The organism is Kitasatospora sp. NPDC015121 (genome assembly GCF_055562955.1).
In genome coordinates this window covers 42,453-61,309 of sequence record NZ_JBVHEH010000030.1, presented here as the reverse complement: position 1 = coordinate 61,309, position 18,857 = coordinate 42,453, and the positions used below count along the sequence as shown (strand labels likewise).

Below are 18,857 nucleotides of genomic sequence, written 5' to 3'. Positions count from 1 at the left end.
GGCGTCGCGGATAACGCCAGGGGTGGCGTCGTGGATGACGCCCAATATCCAGAGCCCTCTCCAGAACCGGGTCGAGACGTCTCCCGAACGGCCGCAGGTCCACCTCGGGTGGCCTCGCGCGTGCGCGCGCGAGGCCCGACTCGAACGGATCGGCGTGCAGGTCGGGGCCAGCCGCTCGCGTGCGGGATGGTCCTCAGGCGGCGGAGAGCTGGACGCCGCACCTCCTACCGGCCCTGGTTCAGGCCGTCCCCGAGTCGAGGCTTACGCGGACGACGGCCTTCTCCTGCGAACCGCCGGACAGTGACAGAGAGTTATGGAATGCTCACCCGGAAGATGGCGTTGGTCGCCATACAGACGACGAGGTACCAGGGGTGGGACCATCATGCTGTCAGTCAGCGCAGCCGTGTTCTTCGCAATCATCATCTACCTGCTACTGGCTCGGCGCACCGAGGCTCGCAGCCGCGTGAACGAACGGCTCACCGCATTCACTTGCGTGGTGTTCGGCGTGCTCATCGCGTCGAGCTCCTGGGGACAGGCGATCTTGAACTTGGTCGGGAACGCGGCCAACGCGCTGAACCAGGCGTTTCGCTGACATCCCCGTACGTACCTGGCCAACGATCTTCACCACAAGTGGGGGGCGGACTCTGCCTTGGAGTGCGCGCCAGCCATGGAGGTGTCAGGGCCGGCGGCACGCCAGCTGAGGCGTCTCTGGCCGACCACGTCCTTCACGACGTCGTACCCGTTGCAGTCGCAGGCGGTGTAGATGCCGAAGACGGACATCCCGCAGGACTGGCGAGGAACTTTGGGGCGCTCGAGGCAGTACTGACGCTCTGGCGGAAAAGACGGGGACGACGGCCAAGATCCAGTATCCTCGGGGGCCTTCCCGCCGACGAGTGTGGGCATCTCCGCCAGTAGGCCAGGGCAGTCAGAGCTGTCGAGGTCGGGCGCGTTGAGGTTGATATTGACTCCGTCACCGGCATGGCGCACATCGTTCGCCACGGCCCGGGGCGACGGCCATCGGTCGATAAATGGAACAAAACTTCCATTAAATCGAATCCCAGAGCGAGCAGTTGCTGAATCGACACGCCTGGGAGTCGGCTCGTTTCCCGCCAATCTCAGGACGAGCGTTCCGCTCCAAGCGCTTTACGCGTTCCACCGCAGCTCACAGGCCGTGCAGGGCCTGCCGACCCCGATGCTCTTCGCCTCGTACAGGGCACGCAGGTTCCTCGACTCCGCAGGGACGCGCCGAATTCCACCAGCTCGAATCAGGGGCTCACGGCGCAAGCCCGGATGTGCGCCCCGGCGCACGCCATCCATGTGCGTGTCCTGTTCATGCACTCGCACTCCTTCCCTGACAGACGAGCAGCCCTTCAGTGTCCTGGACCGCTGCTACACCAACGGTCAGGCGCAGCGAGCGCCGGATCTGACCGAAGGAGCGGACAACGTGGCCGGCAGCAGTGATCGGATATGGGTGCGCGGGCACTACCGTCGCAAGGCGGCACCGAAGGCCAAAACTGTGGGGTTCGGTGCTGTCGTGGCGACCGTGGTGGTCTTGCTCGGGTTGAACTCCACCTCGCACGACGCGACGCCTGCGGGTCCCGGGGCGGCGACCACCGCGCCGGCGGCCGTTGCGTCTGCCCGGTGATGCCCGCGGTGTCCACGATGGGGTTGTGGACGGGGGGCTGCGGTGGATGAGGACGCTGCCAAGGTCGTGATGTGGATCATCGGCATCGGAGCCGCCATCGTGGTGACGAAGGCGCTCTGGGCCTGGGTAACCGGGAACCTCCTCTTGGTCGGGGTCGTCGGAGGCGGGCTGGCCCTCGCCTTCGCTCTGTATGTCGGCTTCACCAGTGGACCGGTGTCCGTCTACGGCTCGGTTCCGTACGACGAACTCGACCAGCAGGACATGCCCGTGTCGGCCATCGCGTTCACGACCAGGACCACGTACTCCCTTCACGACTTCACGGACTCGACTCCGCAGGAGTTCGAGGAGATGTGCCGCACTCTGATGGATCGGGACGGCTTCACCGGCGCCGCGCGGGTCGGTGGTGCCGGCGACCTCGGGGCCGACGTGATCGCCCACGACGATGACGCACGCAAGATCGTCATCCAATGCAAGCGCTACAGCCGACCGGTCACCAGCGGCGCCCTTCAGACTTTCAACGGCACCGCCCGGCCCGTCCACAAAGCCAAGATCGCCATTGTCGTCGGCCTGAACGGATTCACCGCCCCCGCAGTCAAGTTCGCCAGGACCCAGCGCATTCACCTGGTCGACCAGCACACCCTCATCCGGTGGGGAGCCGGTGAACACCTCTACGACATCCTCGGCATCGGTCCAGCCCCGGCGTAGCGGGGCCGGGATTTTGGCGCCTCGTTCCCCGAGACCACCGCAGCCTAGTCCGGGCTGAGTCGCCGCAGGCTCGATCGGGCGAACGTTCCGGCCCGTTGAGGAGCACCGGTCTCCGGCCGCACGGAAGTCGCCGACCCGTGCGGCCGGTCCGTCCGGTGCGGGTCAGACCGGGTCGGGCTTGCAGCGCTGGCAGCCTTGGCGCCGCCGGGGCTGTGCTCGCAGTTCCCCGGCGGTGAACAATCGGGGCAACTTGGGCCAGTGGGCACGGTCGAAGCCGTATCGGTCCTCCCGGCGCGGTACAGGCACCTTGGTGGCGAAGGCCTCCAACTGTTGGAGGCCGTATTCAACGTTGTTGAGCGATCCGCAGTCCCAGCGATGCAGGAGTCGGCCATTGGAGCCGAGGGCATAGGTGCAGCCGCGGTCGACGTCGGCACGCCAGCGGAGGATGTCCTGCTCGGCCTCGGCCCTGCACGTGCGGATCGAGGCGCAGCGCGGGCACGTGCCGCCCGGGTCCTGCCGGCGCGGGCAGGCGCAACGGCCGCAGTCCCCGCAGGGCAGGCATGTGTCGGGCTGGGTGAGGGGGACGGTGCCGATCACGTTGGTGGGGTGGGGGTCGCCATGGTGGTGGACCTGGAGGAAGTAGCGGGCGGCGGTGAGTTCGGCGAGGACCTCGGCGAACGCGTCGTCCCCGAGGCGCAGCACCTCCTTGACATCGTTGGAACCCAGATCCGTCCCTGCCACCGAGGCCATGGTGAGGACCGCGAGCCTGGCCGTCGGGCTGAGATCCTGGTTCCACAGGAGCCCGGCTCGCGCGACGACCGGTTCCAACTCGTTCATCGGCTTTGCCTGCACCTATGCCTCCTCCCGGTCCGGGTGATGTGCACCGCTTCCGTCGACGGGTCAACGTCCAGCCAGCACTTCGGTCACGGGACGCGACGGTAAGGCCCTACAGCACGTCAGATCAGCGCTACCTTCAGCGACACGAGCGCGATCACCCCCTCCGGCGCCCTTCCCGGGCCGCAGGCTCGCCGGGCGGAGCCGATGACCGCCTCGGCGCCGCTGGTATGGTACGCGGCATACGGGTCGAACCTGCGCGCCGACCGGCTCGCCTACTACATCGCCGGCGGCCAGCCGCCCGGCGCGCGCGCACCTACTCGGGTTGCCACGACGGCCGACTGCCCGAACGGACACTGCCGGTGCTGCTGCCCGGCGCCCTGTACTTCGCGCTGGAGTCCGCAGTGTGGACGGGTGGTATGGGTTTCTACGACCCGACCGCCGACGGCAAGATGCCAGCCCGGGCCTACCTCGTCACCGCGCAGCAGTTCGCCGGCATCGCCGCCCAGGAGACGCACCGGGAGCCCGAGGCCAACCTCACCCGCGCCCTGGCCACCGGCCGGCAGCAGCTCGGCCCCGGCCGCTACGAGACCCTGGTGTGCCCCGGCACGATCGACGGCACCCCGCTGCTCACCTTCACCGCACCGACGCCGAGCTCAACGCCCCCAGCACGGCCTACCTCGCCAACTTCGCCACCGACCTGGCGGGGGCCCACGACTGGAGCCCGGAGCAGGCAGCCGACTACCTCGCCTCCCGGCCCGGCGCCACCACCCGCTGGAGCCCCGGCGCGGTGCTGGACGCTCTACGCCCTGCACCGGCTGCTCCGTGAGCGGCGCGGCCGGGATCGACGCGCTGCTGGCGGTGCAGTGCCTGCGGTGCGCTGAACAGAAGTCAGCCCCTGTTCGCGTGGGGCAGATGGAAGGCCTCAGCGGCCCCTGCCGAAGGTTGCTTTGAGGTCGCTCATGACCACGTTGGCGATCTGCTCGGGCCTTTCGTCTTGGCGCAGCGGGTAGTGGTCGGAGGTGTAGGTGCCGCTGTCACGGCTGTGGCAGCTCCAGCCCTGCGAGCCGAAGGTCAGCTCGAAGAGCCGTCCTGCATGGGCGAAGTGCAGAGCATTTCCCGCGACGATTTCTCCACGCAGCATGATTGCAAGCCGCTGCAACGAGCCCTGAGCGGTGGGCTCCTCCCCAGCGCGCTGGACGGCGACGATCGAGGAGAGCGGGCCGGCGAACACGTCGCGGCTCTTGCTGCGGGAAATGAACTCGAAGCCCGGCTCGGCGCCGGTGTGCAGGACAGGCTCGACGCTTTCGCCGTACTCGGCCGTGGTGTCGGCGAACGTGTAGGTCCCGATCCGAAAGGATCCGCGCTCGATGTCGAACCACTCCCCGGCCATGAACACGCCGATCACGTCGCCGGTTTTGATGTGCAGATTCACGACTTCCCCTCATGATTGCTGGCGCGGGCCGCTTTCTCTGCCTTTGCCCTCGTCTCTGCGGCGAGCTGCGCCTGGCGGCTGCGCTCGGCGCGTTGCAGTTCTTCGAGTTGTTCCTCGGTGAGCATCTGCGGCTCCGGCTCCCGCAGGGTGAACGGGGCCGGGGTGTACGGGGTGCGCTTCTTGACGACGTGCCGACTCTGTCCGCCGCGGGCAACGCCGTGGGTGCGGCGGATCTGGTCGCGTAGCGCGGTGGCAGTCCGGGTCCCGTAACCGGGGGTGGCGGCCTCCTGCGGTCGGATGTCCTCGGGCCGCGCGTCGAATCGGGTCCGACTGGGCCGACACCACGGGCAGGACCCGGAGTCGTCCAGCAGCCAGCCGTCCTCGCACTGAGGGTCGCGGCAGTAGGCGGGCTCGACCAGGGCGACGGCGATCTCGTCGGCCCGGTCCGCCAGTTCCGACCCGGTCAGATTCGAGTACCGGAGGAACCAGCGCCGCTCGATACGCTCGCGTAGCTCAGCGGGGCTGCGGCGCTTCAACTCTTCCAAGATCACCGGCCGCACACTGTGCGGGATGCCGCCGATGCTCTTCAGGACGGCCAGCAAAGGCGACGGGTAGCCCTCCGTCACCCAGGCACCAGGGTGCTGGCCTGGAGTCATGTGCGCCATCGTCACCTTCCCATCGTCGATCGGAACAGTTCATCGAACGCCGCCGCAGCTGCGGCGAGTTCACTCGGATCCACCGGCTCCAGATCCAGATCACTGCGGCAGTCGTAGCACAAGCCGTCGACCGGTTGCGTGCCATACGAGGTGAATCCGCACTCCTCGGTGACACACCACCACTTCCCCGGAGGAACCTGAGCGGCCGCCTGAGGGGGGACGGCGCGGCCCTGGGAGTGCCGGTCTGCCTTCCGCTCCGTACAAGCCTTACAGGACTGCCCAGAGCCGATCACGACCCCGTCCTCGCACGAGCGGTCCGGGCAATCCGGCTGTTCCCGCAGCAGTTCCACGGCCAGGCCCACGCCGCTCTTGGCTACCTCCAGCGGGTCCAGGCCGGTCAACCGCGCCAGGTAGCCACGGCTGACCCACCGCCGCTCGATCCGCTCCACCAGCTGCTCCACCGTGCGGTGCTTGAGCTGCTCGCGGATCAGGTCGCCTAGAGGCTGCGCCGGGATCCGGGACGGCAGCGGCTTGGTCGGCAGTGTCGTGAGCTCCACCGGAAGTGCGGCCACCACGCTGCGCACCTTCGCGGCCAGCTCCCGTGTCATCCGGACACCGCCACTCCTGGACCCCACCGAGCTGCCCGTCTTGTCGGCCGCGGCGAAGCCGCTTCGCGCCGCGCGCGCGCTACTACCGGTAGATGCCCTACGGGCGTCACCACCGGCTCGCGCCGGAGGCGCATCAGTTTCGTCTTTTTCATCTTGGTCTTGTTCCACCCCCCGGCGCGGGGGTACGACACCCCCCGGCGCGGGGGTACGTACCCCCGCGCCGGGGGGTACCGGAATTACTGGGCTCTTCTGCATTTCCGCAGGTGAGTCCGTACCCCCCGGCGCGGGGGTACGGAACTCGGAAAGCTCTGGAGCACGGAAGTTATCCACAGGCGGTACCGGCAGCTTCGCCTTCCGCGCAGCAGCCCTCTGATCAGCGACTTTGTCGCAGTGCATCCGGAGGGCCGTCCTCACCGCCGCGAGCCAGGCGTCGAACTCCGCCTCGCGCTGCTCCTTCTGCTCCTTCGACTCGCCCTTGGGCGCACGGTTCATCCCGTACCAGGCGCTCATCGACTGCGGGCCCCGGTAACCGCGGGGAGGCGTCTGGTGAACGATGTACCGGTTGCGGCTGACCAGGCCGGACGTGGAACGGATCACTTCGACGGCCCCGATCACCTCCAGCTGCAACATGTACTTGCTGACACCCTCCGGCTTCTTCAGCTGGAGGATGCGCGCCAGAGAGACAAGGCCCGGCCAGACCTCGTTGTCGTCCCTGCTGACGTTGACGTGCGCGACGAACGCCCAGTAGAGCGTGCGGGCGTCGTTGTCGGCGCCGGACAGGAGCACCCAGTCGCCGACCTGGCTGAACGGCGCGCGCCGGCCAAGGGCGACCTCGAGTTCCTCATCGAGGTCGGCTGCGTCCAAGGGAACCGAGGAACTCATCACTTCACCTCCGATCCGGCGGCGAGCGCCAGGAGCGGCCCGGCCTGGACGGTCGGGCGGGAAATGGAACAGGTCAGGACAGGGGTGTGGATATGCACGCCCCTACAGGCCGGATTCCGGGGCACGGTGTGACACGTGCGCACGCTGGACTTCGGCTGGGTGGTCTTCACATCGCCAGTCGTCTCACGGCTGCTCTGTGGAAAGAGCTCGCGGAAGCGGCGGTGGAACTGAGCGAAACCCGCACCGAGCGATGCTGCGGTGGAGTCGGCCGGCGAGTCGGCCTGGAGCACGGGGGCGCTGCCTCTCGGGGTACGCGCCGCTACCGCAGGTACCGACTGGCGTAGCCCGGCCAGGCGAGAGACGGGTGTCTCTCGCCCCGACCTGGGTACACCTGGTACCGTCGGCAACGACTGGATACACAGCGAGCGGCCCAAGTTTGGCGACTGGGGGCCGCTTCGCTATTTCTGGACATCTGTTCTTGGTGCTCCGCTAACGGGCACCAGGTATGGAGCCTAGTACTGCTGTTGCGGAGCGTGTCTACCGATTCGACGGTGTGTCTCCCACCTCCAGTCTCTGAGCCTTCTTCAGCATCGCGATTGTGTCCTGAGCTGTGAGGTCCTTCCGGTCCTTCGCGTCCCTCCAGAGATCGAGGGTCGCGGCCGCCGCGCGCAGCAGCTCGTCCGGCAGGCCAGCTCCACCGAGTGCGTCGGCCGCCTCCTCGAGCTCCGGAGCCCAGCGCCAGGCCCGGCCTGCGGTCTTGGCGATGTAATCGGTCTCGACCAGGTAGCTTCCGGCGCGCTTGCCCGCGACATCGAGCAGTTCCTGGTCGACGCCGTGGTGCTCGGCGAGCCCGTACGCCAGCGCGGCCAGGACGCGGCTGGCCTTCTGGTAGGCGGTGTAGGAGAGCTTCAGCGCCGAGGCCTTCCCCAACTCGCCACCGAGGACCGGAACCGAGACTGCGGTGCCGGTGAATAGTTCCTCCACTACGGTCGTCGCCTCGGCCGGTCCGGACAGGAACAGCTTGCAGCGCTTGGTGCCGGCTGGCGGGGAGCCGATCACCGCGCCGTCGACGACCACGGCGCTGCGGCCGACCTTCTCCGCGATCCTGCTTATCCGCTCGGGGTTGATCGCGTTGCCCTCCACGAACACGCCGGAGAACGCAGCCGTCGCGATCTGGTCTGCGACATCCTCCGCGGCCGCTGGCGGGCACAGGCTCAGCACCACGTCGCACTGCGCCAGCAGCTCCTCCAGACCGGGCACCGGCTCCAGCCTGGCCTGCTCTGCACGTCGGACCGATGCTTCGCTGCGCCCAACCGGGCACCACAGAACCCGGGTGCCGGTCGACGTCGCGCACGCGGCCACCGCGGCGCCCATGCTGCCCGGGTGCAGCACACCGAGAACCTGAGCGGCCGTCACTGGGCACCTCCGCCGACGAGCGCCAGCGCCTCGACCGCGCTCTGCGCGACGAAGTCCGGCATGGGGCCGCCCGGCCACGGCCGTCCGTGCGAAATCCAGACCGTGCGCAGCCCGGCGGCGCGGCCGCCAGCGACGTCCAGTTCGGCGTTGTCGCCGATCATCCAGCCGCCGTCGGCGAGGTCGCGGCCGACCGCCGCTGCGGCGGCCGCGAAGGGCAGCCGGTCAGGCTTGCGGGCGCCGATCTCGCCGGAGACGACCACCGCGTCCACCACGCCGGTGATACCAGCGGCGGCGAGCTTGGTCCGCTGGATGTCCCCGCCGCCGTTGGTGACGACCACGACCTGGTGCCCAGCCCGGCGCACCGCGGCCACGGCGTCGAGGACCCCGGGGAACGGCTGGACGAGCTCAGCAAGTTCGGGCCGGTAGCGGGCCCAGAGCTCGTCGGCAGATTCCGGAAGGGCAAGCTCAGCACGCAGCCGGTCCATCTCGCCCCGGTCCGCCCGCAGCCGCATCGCCTCCAGCATCCGCTGCTCGACATCCGCTGCAAGGCCGTGACCGGCACAGTACCCGGAGATCCAGGCCGTCACGGCGGCGAGCCGGTCGACCAGGGTGTCGTCGAGGTCGACCATCACCAGCTCGCCAGCGACACCGCGGCCAGGCAGTGCCCGGCGGATCAGCTCGGCGGCCGCGGCTGGTTCGACCTCGTCCGTCCGGATCGCCAGGTCGAACCGGAAGTCCGCGTTGGCGTCGAGGTCGGCCCGGGTAGCGTCCCACGCCGCCAGCCTCGCGGCGGTGTCCGCGTCACCGCGGCCGACCGAGCGGGCCTCGGTCACCTCTCGCTCGCACCACAGCAGCACGGTCAGCCACCGCGCCGGGTAGCCGTCAATTACGGCCCGCACCCCGTCGACCTGGCCCAGGTGCATCACCGGAACCCCGGCCGTGAACGCGGCGTCCAGGCCCGGACGGTCCGTCACGTAGGTGCTCTCGTAGCGCGAGTTCTCGTACACCACTTCGTCGTTCGCGCGCAGCTGTTCCAGCAGCTCCGGGGTGCCCATCCGGTAGCCGGCGGACCGACCCGGGCCGACCTTCACCCGCGAGAACAGCGCGAACTCCGGGTCCATCTGGTTCAGCGCGGTGGTGATGGTGTCCTTGCCCGTGGCGGGCGGCCCGTAGAGGATGACCCCGTGTTGGTTGTTCATGCGCGCACCGCCGCGAGAGCGTGTCGTGCCTGGTCTGCCAGCGAAATTGCCGAACCCATCCGGTTGTCCACCAGCAGGTGCGGCACCACCGGGCGTAGGTCAACATCGACCGTTGCCATGTACTCCTCCCACCGGGAAAGCTTCCAGGCGTCGCGTGCCGCAGATCGGAAGCTAATGTATTCGCGCATCGACTCCGGATCGCACTGAACCCAAATGGGGAAGACATCCACCCCCTGAGCGCGGCACCGGTTGCTAAGCCGGGTCATCCACTCCTCGGAGGTCATCTCCGCGATGAACGGGGCGGACAGCACGCTGGAGATTCCGCAGCTGATGTTGGCGTAGGCCGCCTGCATCAGGCAGTCGTATTCGACGGCGCGTACTTGCTCGCGATACAGCGAGGTGTGGCGATCGTTGCGATCTCCGCCGAGGGCGACCAAGAGCTGTTCGACGAGCGGTCGGGTGAGCGGGTCCTTGTCCAGAAGAGGCCAGCCGGTCAGCTGGGTCAGAAAGCGGGCGAACTCCGTCTTGCCACTACCAGCGAATCCCCCGACCAGGATGACGACTGGACGGTGCGGATCTCCTCCTGTGTGACGACGCTTCCATGCATCCATGATCCGCCGCTGAAGCCCGTAGCTGTCCGCTTCGGCCGATCCTGCCGAGATCTGGAGTAGCGCTCGCTCGACGGCGAGGACGTGGTTTCCGGCGAGCGTGTCGTCCAGCGGCGTCAGTTCGAACTGGCTGTTCTCACCCGGCAAGGCGCTGCGGAAGCCCAGCTGAGGTTCGGTCGCTCGGTACAGCAGGCAGTACGCCCGTCGATAGTGCGGGCCCGGGTACACGTCGCCTTGTTCGTGCTGGCTAAGGGTCTGCGGGTATGCAGCTGGGATCCCCTTCAAGCCGGCCTTCTCCGCGACGTCGCGGAGTCGTTCGCCAGCTTGCTCCAACGTCAGGCCATGGGCCTCTCGCTGCTCCCGCAGCTTCTCTGGACGCCACCCGAGCCGGTTCTTTGCCATGTCCCCCGCCTGTGTATTTGCCATGCTCGGAGCCTATGAGTACGGCACCGAATCCCATGTTGATGCAGATGTTGAAAACGCGTTGAGCTGCAGATTCACGGATCTCATGACGCGGATGCGATGTCGACCTGACGCTCCACCAGCTGTGATTAGTCGCGCCAGGACGGACTCGACACAGGGGGTGGGCGCAGTGGTGAAGCGGATGGCCTCCGGGTCAGTCATCCTGCGACTTCTGCCGCTCAAGCATCTCGACGCGGTTGGTCAGCTCAGCAAGCTGCTGGGCCAGTGCCTCGATGGTCGCGGGAGCCGGAGCAGCGCCGGATTCCGGCTGGCGCACGAACGACCCAAGCCCCTGTTGAGAGTAGATCGCCTTCCCGCTGCGGAGCTCAGAGAGTGCGCGTTGCACAGTGCCCGGTGCTACGTCGTAGTGAGCAGCAAGCTCGCGGGTGCTGGGCAGCTTGTCTCCTGTCTTGAGCCGCCCTAGGCGGATCTGGTCCAGCACATCCTGGACGATCCGCTGGTAGGGCTGGGCGAACTGATCTGTCATGAGCCACATCGTAGGCCCGCCTCCCTGGCATGACTAGCTTCATTGACCTAGTTGACACAGCAGAACTGTATCAGCTAAGTTGGCTAAGCCGACAAGGCCCGAAGGGCCAAGAACGCAAAGGGCCCCAGGCCGGTGCTCGCTACACCGGCCTGGGACCACTTCGAATCGACTCTCGTGGGAGTGATCCGCATGTACATCATGACCGATTCGGCGGGGACGACGCACGGCGTCCCTGGCATCAAGCAGCACGCCAGCGTCGTGCTGCAGGAGCAGTTCGAGGGCCGGGTCCTGGCGCTCGTCGTCCGCGACCTCTCGGTGGTCGCCCCGGCCGCCGACGAGACTGCGGTGATGACGATCGTCGCCCAGGTCTGGAAGCAGGCCGAGCAACACGCGAAGACCGCCCGCACCAGCTGGGCGCACCTCTCGTGGTTCGTCCAGAACGCCGTCAGCAACTTCGTCAGCGGCCTGCTGCCGCAGACGGCGGGGTGCTGAATGACCAGCCAGAACCTCGGCGACCAGGAGGTCGCCCGCCGCATCGAGTCCGCCAACCAGGCCGCGCAGGCGGCCGAGGCCGCCCGTCAGCAGGCCGAGCAGCTGCGCCAGCAGCAGGCCGGCGGTGCCCGATGAGCCTCCAGGGCGGCGACAGGACGATCACCCCGGCTCCGACCGGCACCCCCAGCTCCCCCGCTCCGCAGCAGGGAGGGAAGTGAGCATGGGTCTCCGTTCCTACCTCGGCTTCGGCAGCAGCAACGGCTCCAGCTCCGGCTCGGCCGGCACCCGCACCACCACCTCCGGCTCCAGCAGCTCCGGCGGCTTCCACACCTACGACCCGGCCACCGCGCTGCAGCGCCACCGCACCGCGCAGGCCCCGGTGGCGGGGGCCGCGACCGACCAGTACGGGCGCCGAGTCCACTCGCCCGACCCGTACACAGGCCCCAACGCCGGTGACACCCGCCGGAACTTCGGCCGCCCGTTCAGGAGGTCGAGCTGATGGCCCGTCTGGTAGCGGTAGGCCGGATCACCGCCGGTAGCCCCCCGCAGATCACCGTCAGCGCGGACGCCCCGCCCGCGATGCAGCAGCCGGCCCCGGCCGCGCCCGCCGCACCGCCGGTGCCCGCCCAGCCGCAGCGCCGCTGACCCTCTCCCCTCTCCATCACCGCAGTTCGGCCCCCGCCGCCTGCACTCTCGGAACCGTCCTGGCATGCACATGCCGGGACGGGCGCCGGAAGCGGGCGGCGGGTTCCACCCGGAACCCGCCACCGCCACCACCATCCAGGAGGACACCGTGAACGCCACCGCCACCACCGGCCGCCGCCAAGCCGCCACCGTCGCCCGCGCCACCAGCACCTGGCACTGGGTCAACGAGGCCACCGGCCGCGAGCGCACCCGCCGCCGCGCCACCCGGCGCATCGCCCAGATGACCGGCACCGAGCCGGTCCGCTGGGACGGCGAGATCAGCGACGCGGACTGGCAGACCGTCCTGTCGGCTGGCGCGGACGCCCTCCTCGCCCAGGCCGCCACCGACGCGGACGGCGAGTTCGGCCTCGACCTGGTCGACGCCGCCGAGCAGATCGCCGCCGAGGCCACCGCCACGGTGATCGAGCGCTCCACCGTCCTGCCCGTCCCGGGCCAGCACGTCGCTGCGGCCGCCGCGAACCCCGACGTCACCAGCTCGGGGGAGGAGTACCTCCAGCGCTGGTCGCCCGTCCGCAAGGACCGCTCGGGCCAGGACCCCCGCGGTCGCTACGTCATCCGCTGCCGCGACGGCATCCGCCGCTACCCGGACGGCTCGCTCGCGGACTAGGCCCGCCGGCCCCGGCCGCCGCTGCCAGCTCGACCCCGTCGCCCGACCCGGGCCCCGCCGAACACCCGCTGCTGCGCACCGCCCCGTGGTTCCCCACCCGCCCCGATCCGTCGGGCCGGGCGGGGAGCTCCGGGACCAACCCGGTCCCCTCCACGATCACCACCGAGGAGAACCCGTGCGCACCAACCCCTACGCCGCCCGCGCCGCTGTCGCCGCCGTCGTCCTGGCCGCGGCCGTCACCGTGGGCGCCATCGCCCCGGCCTCCGCCGCCCCGGCGCTGCTGTCCACCGGCTCCACCGGCTCGTCGGTCGAGCAGCTGCAGCGCCAGCTCAACTCCGAGCTCGGCACCGCCTACCAGCTGGAGGCCGACGGCAAGTTCGGCCCGCTCACCAAGGCGGCCGTCGTCTGGTTCCAGACCTGCACCGGCTTGGAGATGGACGGCATCGCCGGACCGAAGACCCTCGCCGCGCTGACCGCGAACGCGGGCCGCCGGGTGGACCACATCTGCCTGCGCCCCGCCGACTGACCCACCGCCAGCAGCTCGACCGCCAGCCGCCGACCCGGCACGCACCACGCCGGGCACGGCGGCGGCCGGTCCGGTGCGCTGCCCCGACCGGCCGTCCCCCACCCCCCTGGGGACGGCCGGTCCGGGGAGCCACCGGCCCACCTGCACAGCCCCCTCCGCACTCCTCGCCCGAGAAAGGGCCGCGCACCATGGACTTCAACACCGACACCGTCTTCGGCGTCTTCTTCGCCGGCAGCGCGGTCACCTCCGCGATGGTCCTGGCGGCCGAGGCCCTCACCGCCCGCGCCGACCGGCGCCGCGCCGCCGAGCCCCAGCCGTCCCTGGTCGTCAGCGTCACCATCGCCGCCAGCACCGAGGCGCAGCGGGAGCGGGCCGATGTCTGAGCCGATCCAGCCCGCCTCGGTGCGCAAGGCCGGCGAGCGCACCGATGGCGACAGCGACGACATGCCCGTGGTGGACGCCACGGTGCAGCCGCCCACCGCCTCGGCGCCGGTGCCGCCGCCCCGGCCGTCCGAGCCCCCGACCGCGGGCACCACTTCCGGCTCCGCCGGTGCGGGCGCGCCGTCCGGGCCGGGCAACTGGTGGCGCGACGCCGACACCCCAGGGCCCGCCTCTTCCGCCGCTCCCGCGGCCGCGCCGGTTCCGGTGCACGCGGGCGGCGGCTCCGGCAGGAGCGGCGGTGGCGGTGGGACGGCCACGATGGTTGCCCCCGTCTACCTCCCGCCTGCCCCGGTCACCTACACCTACAACCACATCGTCCAGGCCGCGCCGGCCGCGCCGCTGGAGCGGCGCTTCGACGTCCGCCGGATCCGCCCGGTGCGCAACGGCCTGGCCTTGGCCATCGGCACGGTCATCGCCCGCGCCGTGTGGAACCCGGTCCTGCACGTGTTCGGTGACGCGTACGGCGTGGTCCTGCTCGGCTTGACCGGGGCGCTGCTCCTGGAGTGGGCGTACCACGACAAGCTCAAGATCCGATGGCTGGTGCGGGTGCACACCTGCTCGTGGGCCGCCGCCGGGATCGTCACCCCGGCCGGGCTGCTCGGCCTCGCGTTCATCGGGACGGGGGCGGCCTGATGCCGGTGTCGCACCTGCTGCTGGGCGCCTTCGCGCTCCTCGCCGTCCCCTACGCGCTCCTGGTCGTGCTGGCGAACGCCTTCGCCGCCTGGCGCGGACAGCCGTGGACCGCAGACGAGCTGCGCCGCCGACAGGCCCCGCTGGCCTGGCTGGTGGTCGGCCTGGCCGCGCTGTACGCCGCGGCCGCTGCCGTTCAGGGCCTGGCCCGCCTGCTCACCTGACCCCGTTCCTTCGCTGATCCCGACCCGGGAGACCTCGTGATCATCATTCGTGACCTGGTGGTCGCCGCCGCCGGGATCCCCTACCTGCGCACCCGCCAGGAGGGCCGCTTCGCTGAAGCGGGCCGCCGCCCCGTCGCGGTCGTCGCCGACGTCGCCGGGCTGGCGCTGTCGCTGCCCTGGTGGCCCGGCCGCGCCGCCGCCGGAGCCGTCTACCTGCTCGCCGCGGTGCGGCTGTGGCGCCTGGCCCGCCGAGGCTCCGCCCACACCCGCGCCGCCGCCGGCGACCTGCTCGTCCTGCTGACCCCGCCCGCCGTCTCCGCGCTGATCGGGGTGCACCTGGTGCCGCTGTTCGTCCACCTGATCCTCGCCTACTGACAGGAGGCACCCGCCGTGCCCGCCCCGCCCGCCCGTACCCGCCCCTGCCGGAGGCGAGGGTGACGCCGACTCAGCTGTCCGTCGGCGGCCTCGCCCTCGCCCTGGTGCTCCTGCTGGCCACCGCCCTGCGCTGGTGGCGCAGAGGCTTCCCGCTGCCCGACGCGCTGGCGCTCGCCGGGGGCCTGGCCTCCGGCCTGCTGTCCGCGCTGTGCTCCGGCGGCCTGCTCGGCCTGGCCACCCACCTGCTCGTCGGCCAGGTGACCAACCCGCTCGGCGACAAGGTCCTCGGCAGCGACACCCACCTGCTCGCCCACCCCGGCCCGGCCGGACTGACCGGCCCCGGCGGCGTCGCCACCCTGCTCCTCGCCGCCGCCACCGTCCTGCTGTGGCGCTGCTGCGACGCGCGGCTGCGCGCCCAGATCGGCACCGGCGTGCTGTCCGGCTCCGCGCTCGGCCTGGCCGCCGGAGTCTCCGGCCTCGCCGCCGCCACGCTCGTGCCCGCGATCAACAACCTCGGCGACCAGGTCCTGGCCGCTCTCCACTGACCCGCTCAACCACCCCTTTCCCTCAGGAGGAAACCGTGTTCGTCCCCGCCACCGCACTCACCGTCGGCGGCCTGTTCATCGGCATGGCGCTGCCGACCTGGCACATCTCCAGGTTCGCCGTCGCCAACATCAAGGGCGGCGGCGCGGCCGCCGGCAAGCAGGCCCTGGACCTGGTCCCGCTGGCCGCGGGCATGACCTACGGCGCCGTCGCCACCGCCACCACCTCCGGCCTGATCGGCTTCTTCACCGGCGCGATCACCTGGTTCGGCAACGGCGCCGGCAGCCTGGCGATGTGGGGCGCGACCGGCGGCCACACCACCCTGGCCGCCCGCGCCACCGACCAGGAGCTCAGCGACATGGGCAACCTGGTCCTGCTGCTGCTGACCGTCGCCATCCTCGGTGCCTGGAAGGCGATCCCGAAGAAGGCCAAGCCGAAGATGCGCCTGGGGATCATCTCCGGCGTCCTGCTCGGCCTGTCCGCGACCCTCGGCGGCCTGTTCATGGCCACCGTCATCCCGCTGGCCAACTCCGCGGGCTCCGCCCTCGTCGGCACCATCGCCTGACTCCGGACGCCACCGGTCGCCCGCACCCGCACACGCCCCGGCCCGCACCCGCGGTGCCCGGCGGCGCGGCGTGTGCGGACGGCCGCAACCGCCCGGCCCCGGCCCACCACCTTGTGAAGGAGACAACGGTGACCACCCACCTGCCCGAACGCGTCATCATCGACGCCGAGCTCGTCGACGACGAGCGCCAGGCCGCCGCCGACGGCGGCGCCACCCGCAACACCAGGACCGCTCGCGGCGGCAAGACCTCCGCCAGCGGGGCGACCACCGACAGCCCGGCCGCCGACGGCACCGCCGTGGCCACCGACGGCCCGGCCCTCGGCGCCCGCCTCGCGGCCGCCCTGGCCCGCCAGGGCCGCCGCGAGTACGCGGCCCTGCGCGAGGGCCTGACCGTCCTGAAGACCGAGACCGGCACCTGGGCCGCCGCCTCCCGCGAGACCCCGGCGCACCTGCGCGCCTCCCTGCTGAATCGCCGCTACGCCACCTGGACCGCCAAGCAGAACGCGGAGGTTGAGAACCTGGAGGAGAAGGCCGGCGAGCTGGAGAAGAAGGCCCGCCGCGCCCTCGCCGCCGGACAGACCGACGAGGCCAGCACCGCCGACCACAAGCAGGCCACCACCGTCGCCGCCGCGCTGAACGAGGAGGCCGCCGACTGGCGCGAGCGGGCCCGCGAGATCCAGCGCCAGCCCTACACCGGCCACATCGACCCCACCGACGCCGAGCTGGAGCGCCACCGCCGCCGCACTGCCAACAAGCGCCGCACCGGCCTGGCGGTCCTGACCATCGCCCTCGGCGGCCTCGAGCTCGCCGTCGGCAACCTGATCCTGCCGACCATCACCGTCGGCGGGCTGCTGCTCACCGCCTGGGCCAAGGGCCGTATCAGCGGCTGGCGCCGGGAGCTGCCCGACGTGCCCGCCCTCGCCTACGAGATCGCCACCGGCAAGCCCGCCAAGGACAAGAAGGACAAGGACAGCAAGGAGCAGGTCGCCGCGGCCCCGTTCGACGGCGCGCTGTTCCCCGGCGACACCGGCAAGCCCTTCCACATCCACGACGTCACCACGTCGGCCGTGGCCGCGGAGTGCGTGCGCCGGGCGCTGCTCGCCGAGGGCGTCCCGCTCGCCCACGTTGGCGAGCCCGTCCAGTACCCGTGGGGCTGGGAGGTGGTGGTCCGGGTCTCCGAGGGCACCTCCGGCGACATCGGCGGCAAGCTCGGCGCCTTGGAGACCAAGTTCGACGTGGGCGACGGCGACGTGATCCTCCAGCCCAACCGCAAGCGCACCTCCGAGGCCGTCCTGCGCGTGGTCACCGGCGACCTGTTCGGCGCGATGAAGCCCGCCCCCTACCGGGCCCCGCACTCGGTGGACATCACCACCGCGGGCACCTTCGGCATGAGCGCGGACGGCACCGACCTCACCTTCTCCCTCGCCGAGCTGATGGGCGAGGTCATCGCCCGCTCCGGCGGCGGCAAGTCCACGCTGATCCGGGCGCTGCTCGACTGGACCACCGCCGCGTACAACGCGGTCACCGTGTTCCTCGACCCGTCCGGCGACGGGCCGGGCAAGTTCGAGGACGCGGTCAAGCTCACCAGCACGGACCCGATCCAGATCGAGTTCGCGCTGCTGTCCCTCTACCGGCTCGCCGCCGGCCGCGCCCGCATCCGCCGCAAGCTCGGCATGGGCGACACCTGGAAGTGCAGCCGCGAGCACCCGGCGGTCTTCGTCTTCGTCGACGAGTTCCCCAAGCTCACCAAGCGCAGCAAGCTGATCATCGCCGAGCTGATGCTGGTCGGGCGCAAGGAAGGCGTCTGGCTGATCTTCGCCGCCCAGGGCGCCACCAGCACCCTGCTCGGCTCCAACATCGCCCAGCACCCCGCGCTGAAGATCCTCGGCGCGTGCCGGGACGTCGACACCACGCAGGCCCTGGGCGGCGGCGCGATCGACTGGGGCTACCTGCCGCACCGGCTCCAGCCCAAGTCCGGCGACACCCTCAACGACGTCGCCAAGACCTACATCGTCGGCGCGCCCGGTGTCTCCGAGGACCCGATGCTCCACAAGTGGCACCACATCCCCGACGACGAAGGAGGTCGCCGCGCCGCCGAACGCCTCGCCGCCGGCCTCCTCGACGTCGACCAGGCGTCCATCGACGCGGCCCTGGGGTCGCCCAGCCCGCCGGGCCTCAAGTTCGGCGACGACGAGGACGAGTACCTCCACTACGTTCCGTGGCCGGACCTGCTGGCCATGTGCGCCGAGGACGACGACGACTTCGGCCCGCACAGCGCCGACGACCAAGACGACGAGCAGCCTCTCCCGGAGATCGTCCAGACGCTCCTGAACGCCCTGGACGAGGAGCAGGCCGACGCCCTGACGCTCCTGCAGCTCCACCCGTACCTGATCGCCCACGACCCCAAGCGCTGGGACCGCTGGCACGAGAAGGACGAGCGCGGGCGCGTGATGGAGATCGGCCGGACCCTCGCCCAGGAGCTCCGCAAGGCCGACGTCGAGCTGTCCACCGAGCGCCTGGAGGAGGTGGACGGCAGCCCCCGCGGCATCCGCCGCGCCGACGTCCTCACCGCCACCAGCCAGCACAAAGAGTAACCGACTCGATCGGCGCCCGGATCGGCGGCAGATCGGATGCGGATCGGCGGGGAAACGGATTCCCCGCCGATCGGCCGCCGATCTGCCGCCGATCCACAAACCGATCGTGACCTGCGGAAACCGATCAAACCGATCCGACGCCCGCACCCCCCTGCAACGCCCCCGGAACCCGCATCCGGGGGCCTGAGGAGCCCCCTGCAGGCCCACCCGCCCCCTCG

25 protein-coding genes are annotated in these 18,857 nt (G+C 70.6%); 16 read left to right on the top strand and 9 right to left on the bottom strand.

Annotation, left to right across the window (positions count from 1 at the left end; all coding sequences use genetic code 11):
- The first annotated feature begins 382 nt into the window (after positions 1 to 382).
- Both ACZ3J7_RS33620 and ACZ3J7_RS33615 read left to right on the top strand, forming a co-directional pair.
- On the top strand, positions 383 to 592 hold the full coding sequence (locus ACZ3J7_RS33620; protein ID WP_465627180.1) for a hypothetical protein: 210 nt from the start codon (positions 383 to 385) through the stop codon (positions 590 to 592).
- Positions 593 to 1,687: 1,095 nt separating this feature from the next.
- Positions 1,688 to 2,350, top strand: a complete 663-nt coding sequence (locus tag ACZ3J7_RS33615) for a restriction endonuclease (RefSeq protein WP_465627179.1) — start codon at positions 1,688 to 1,690, stop codon at positions 2,348 to 2,350.
- A 162-nt stretch (positions 2,351 to 2,512) separates the two neighbouring features.
- Here ACZ3J7_RS33615 and ACZ3J7_RS33610 read toward each other — a convergent pair whose 3' ends face one another.
- Positions 2,513 to 3,202 (bottom strand): hypothetical protein, encoded by a 690-nt coding sequence (locus tag ACZ3J7_RS33610; RefSeq protein ID WP_465627178.1) that lies wholly within the window; start codon positions 3,200 to 3,202, stop codon positions 2,513 to 2,515.
- Between the two features lie 580 nt (positions 3,203 to 3,782).
- On the opposite strand from ACZ3J7_RS33610, the gene ACZ3J7_RS33605 reads away from it, so the two are divergent.
- Positions 3,783 to 4,013, top strand: a complete 231-nt coding sequence (locus ACZ3J7_RS33605) for a hypothetical protein (protein WP_465627177.1) — start codon at positions 3,783 to 3,785, stop codon at positions 4,011 to 4,013.
- Between the two features lie 96 nt (positions 4,014 to 4,109).
- On the opposite strand, the gene ACZ3J7_RS33600 is transcribed toward ACZ3J7_RS33605, so the two are convergent.
- The 8 genes from ACZ3J7_RS33600 to ACZ3J7_RS33565 all read right to left on the bottom strand — a co-directional run bounded on the left by ACZ3J7_RS33600 (position 4,110) and on the right by ACZ3J7_RS33565 (position 10,937).
- Positions 4,110 to 4,619, bottom strand: coding sequence for a hypothetical protein (locus ACZ3J7_RS33600; RefSeq protein WP_465627176.1), 510 nt, complete (start codon positions 4,617 to 4,619; stop codon positions 4,110 to 4,112).
- On the bottom strand, positions 4,616 to 5,290 hold the full coding sequence (locus ACZ3J7_RS33595) for a hypothetical protein (RefSeq protein WP_465627175.1): 675 nt from the start codon (positions 5,288 to 5,290) through the stop codon (positions 4,616 to 4,618). The genes ACZ3J7_RS33600 and ACZ3J7_RS33595 overlap by 4 nt, the downstream gene beginning before the upstream one ends.
- Complete coding sequence (locus tag ACZ3J7_RS33590; protein ID WP_465627174.1) at positions 5,287 to 6,765, bottom strand: hypothetical protein; 1,479 nt, start codon at positions 6,763 to 6,765, stop codon at positions 5,287 to 5,289. Before ACZ3J7_RS33590 ends, ACZ3J7_RS33595 begins: the two co-directional genes overlap by 4 nt.
- Entirely contained in the window at positions 6,765 to 7,055 is a 291-nt protein-coding gene (locus ACZ3J7_RS33585; protein ID WP_465627173.1) for a hypothetical protein, read from the bottom strand. Before ACZ3J7_RS33585 ends, ACZ3J7_RS33590 begins: the two co-directional genes overlap by 1 nt.
- Before the next feature lie 247 nt (positions 7,056 to 7,302).
- Entirely contained in the window at positions 7,303 to 8,181 is an 879-nt protein-coding gene (locus ACZ3J7_RS33580; protein ID WP_465627172.1) for an NAD(P)-dependent oxidoreductase, read from the bottom strand.
- Positions 8,178 to 9,380, bottom strand: coding sequence for an HAD family hydrolase (locus tag ACZ3J7_RS33575; protein WP_465627171.1), 1,203 nt, complete (start codon positions 9,378 to 9,380; stop codon positions 8,178 to 8,180). Before ACZ3J7_RS33575 ends, ACZ3J7_RS33580 begins: the two co-directional genes overlap by 4 nt.
- Entirely contained in the window at positions 9,377 to 10,414 is a 1,038-nt protein-coding gene (locus ACZ3J7_RS33570) for an AAA family ATPase (RefSeq protein ID WP_465627170.1), read from the bottom strand. The genes ACZ3J7_RS33575 and ACZ3J7_RS33570 overlap by 4 nt, the downstream gene beginning before the upstream one ends.
- A 190-nt stretch (positions 10,415 to 10,604) precedes the next feature.
- Positions 10,605 to 10,937 carry a GntR family transcriptional regulator gene (locus tag ACZ3J7_RS33565; protein WP_465627169.1) on the bottom strand — a complete coding sequence of 111 codons (333 nt, stop codon included), beginning with the start codon at positions 10,935 to 10,937 and terminating at the stop codon, positions 10,605 to 10,607.
- Positions 10,938 to 11,126: 189 nt separating this feature from the next.
- On the opposite strand from ACZ3J7_RS33565, the gene ACZ3J7_RS33560 reads away from it, so the two are divergent.
- From ACZ3J7_RS33560 to ACZ3J7_RS33500, 13 genes are all read left to right on the top strand, one after another.
- The gene (locus ACZ3J7_RS33560; RefSeq protein WP_465627168.1) at positions 11,127 to 11,429 is read left to right on the top strand and encodes a hypothetical protein; all 303 of its coding nucleotides are present in this window, start codon (positions 11,127 to 11,129) and stop codon (positions 11,427 to 11,429) included.
- Complete coding sequence (locus ACZ3J7_RS33555) at positions 11,430 to 11,564, top strand: hypothetical protein (RefSeq protein WP_465627167.1); 135 nt, start codon at positions 11,430 to 11,432, stop codon at positions 11,562 to 11,564.
- 85 nt (positions 11,565 to 11,649) lie between these two features.
- Complete coding sequence (locus ACZ3J7_RS33550; RefSeq protein WP_465627166.1) at positions 11,650 to 11,928, top strand: hypothetical protein; 279 nt, start codon at positions 11,650 to 11,652, stop codon at positions 11,926 to 11,928.
- Positions 11,928 to 12,074: a hypothetical protein gene (locus tag ACZ3J7_RS33545; protein WP_465627165.1), complete on the top strand. Its 147-nt coding sequence runs from the start codon at positions 11,928 to 11,930 to the stop codon at positions 12,072 to 12,074. Before ACZ3J7_RS33550 ends, ACZ3J7_RS33545 begins: the two co-directional genes overlap by 1 nt.
- A 64-nt stretch (positions 12,075 to 12,138) precedes the next feature.
- The gene (locus tag ACZ3J7_RS33540) at positions 12,139 to 12,741 is read left to right on the top strand and encodes a hypothetical protein (RefSeq protein WP_465627164.1); all 603 of its coding nucleotides are present in this window, start codon (positions 12,139 to 12,141) and stop codon (positions 12,739 to 12,741) included.
- A 175-nt stretch (positions 12,742 to 12,916) separates the two neighbouring features.
- On the top strand, positions 12,917 to 13,267 hold the full coding sequence (locus ACZ3J7_RS33535) for a peptidoglycan-binding domain-containing protein (RefSeq protein ID WP_465627163.1): 351 nt from the start codon (positions 12,917 to 12,919) through the stop codon (positions 13,265 to 13,267).
- A gap of 188 nt (positions 13,268 to 13,455) precedes the next feature.
- On the top strand, positions 13,456 to 13,650 hold the full coding sequence (locus ACZ3J7_RS33530) for a hypothetical protein (RefSeq protein WP_465627162.1): 195 nt from the start codon (positions 13,456 to 13,458) through the stop codon (positions 13,648 to 13,650).
- Positions 13,643 to 14,341: a hypothetical protein gene (locus ACZ3J7_RS33525; RefSeq protein ID WP_465627161.1), complete on the top strand. Its 699-nt coding sequence runs from the start codon at positions 13,643 to 13,645 to the stop codon at positions 14,339 to 14,341. The genes ACZ3J7_RS33530 and ACZ3J7_RS33525 overlap by 8 nt, the downstream gene beginning before the upstream one ends.
- On the top strand, positions 14,341 to 14,562 hold the full coding sequence (locus tag ACZ3J7_RS33520; protein WP_465627160.1) for a hypothetical protein: 222 nt from the start codon (positions 14,341 to 14,343) through the stop codon (positions 14,560 to 14,562). Before ACZ3J7_RS33525 ends, ACZ3J7_RS33520 begins: the two co-directional genes overlap by 1 nt.
- Before the next feature lie 36 nt (positions 14,563 to 14,598).
- Positions 14,599 to 14,937: a hypothetical protein gene (locus tag ACZ3J7_RS33515; protein ID WP_465627159.1), complete on the top strand. Its 339-nt coding sequence runs from the start codon at positions 14,599 to 14,601 to the stop codon at positions 14,935 to 14,937.
- 59 nt (positions 14,938 to 14,996) lie between these two features.
- Positions 14,997 to 15,482 (top strand): hypothetical protein, encoded by a 486-nt coding sequence (locus ACZ3J7_RS33510; RefSeq protein WP_465627158.1) that lies wholly within the window; start codon positions 14,997 to 14,999, stop codon positions 15,480 to 15,482.
- Between the two features lie 35 nt (positions 15,483 to 15,517).
- Entirely contained in the window at positions 15,518 to 16,045 is a 528-nt protein-coding gene (locus ACZ3J7_RS33505; protein WP_465627157.1) for a hypothetical protein, read from the top strand.
- Between the two features lie 128 nt (positions 16,046 to 16,173).
- Positions 16,174 to 18,639, top strand: coding sequence for a hypothetical protein (locus ACZ3J7_RS33500; RefSeq protein ID WP_465627156.1), 2,466 nt, complete (start codon positions 16,174 to 16,176; stop codon positions 18,637 to 18,639).
- Positions 18,640 to 18,857 lie beyond the last annotated feature (218 nt).

Bases quoted from the DNA above. Each gene is read 5' to 3' on its own strand.
- ACZ3J7_RS33620 (WP_465627180.1), top strand. From the start codon at position 383: ATGCTGTCAGTCAGCGCAGCCGTGTTCTTCGCAATCATCATCTACCTG.
- ACZ3J7_RS33590 (WP_465627174.1), bottom strand. From the start codon at position 6,765: ATGAGTTCCTCGGTTCCCTTGGACGCAGCCGACCTCGATGAGGAACTC.
- ACZ3J7_RS33575 (WP_465627171.1), bottom strand. From the start codon at position 9,380: ATGAACAACCAACACGGGGTCATCCTCTACGGGCCGCCCGCCACGGGC.
- ACZ3J7_RS33570 (WP_465627170.1), bottom strand. From the start codon at position 10,414: ATGGCAAATACACAGGCGGGGGACATGGCAAAGAACCGGCTCGGGTGG.
- ACZ3J7_RS33565 (WP_465627169.1), bottom strand. From the start codon at position 10,937: ATGACAGATCAGTTCGCCCAGCCCTACCAGCGGATCGTCCAGGATGTG.
- ACZ3J7_RS33560 (WP_465627168.1), top strand. From the start codon at position 11,127: ATGTACATCATGACCGATTCGGCGGGGACGACGCACGGCGTCCCTGGC.
- ACZ3J7_RS33555 (WP_465627167.1), top strand. From the start codon at position 11,430: ATGACCAGCCAGAACCTCGGCGACCAGGAGGTCGCCCGCCGCATCGAG.
- ACZ3J7_RS33550 (WP_465627166.1), top strand. From the start codon at position 11,650: ATGGGTCTCCGTTCCTACCTCGGCTTCGGCAGCAGCAACGGCTCCAGC.
- ACZ3J7_RS33545 (WP_465627165.1), top strand. From the start codon at position 11,928: ATGGCCCGTCTGGTAGCGGTAGGCCGGATCACCGCCGGTAGCCCCCCG.
- ACZ3J7_RS33540 (WP_465627164.1), top strand. From the start codon at position 12,139: ATGCACATGCCGGGACGGGCGCCGGAAGCGGGCGGCGGGTTCCACCCG.
- ACZ3J7_RS33530 (WP_465627162.1), top strand. From the start codon at position 13,456: ATGGACTTCAACACCGACACCGTCTTCGGCGTCTTCTTCGCCGGCAGC.
- ACZ3J7_RS33525 (WP_465627161.1), top strand. From the start codon at position 13,643: ATGTCTGAGCCGATCCAGCCCGCCTCGGTGCGCAAGGCCGGCGAGCGC.
- ACZ3J7_RS33520 (WP_465627160.1), top strand. From the start codon at position 14,341: ATGCCGGTGTCGCACCTGCTGCTGGGCGCCTTCGCGCTCCTCGCCGTC.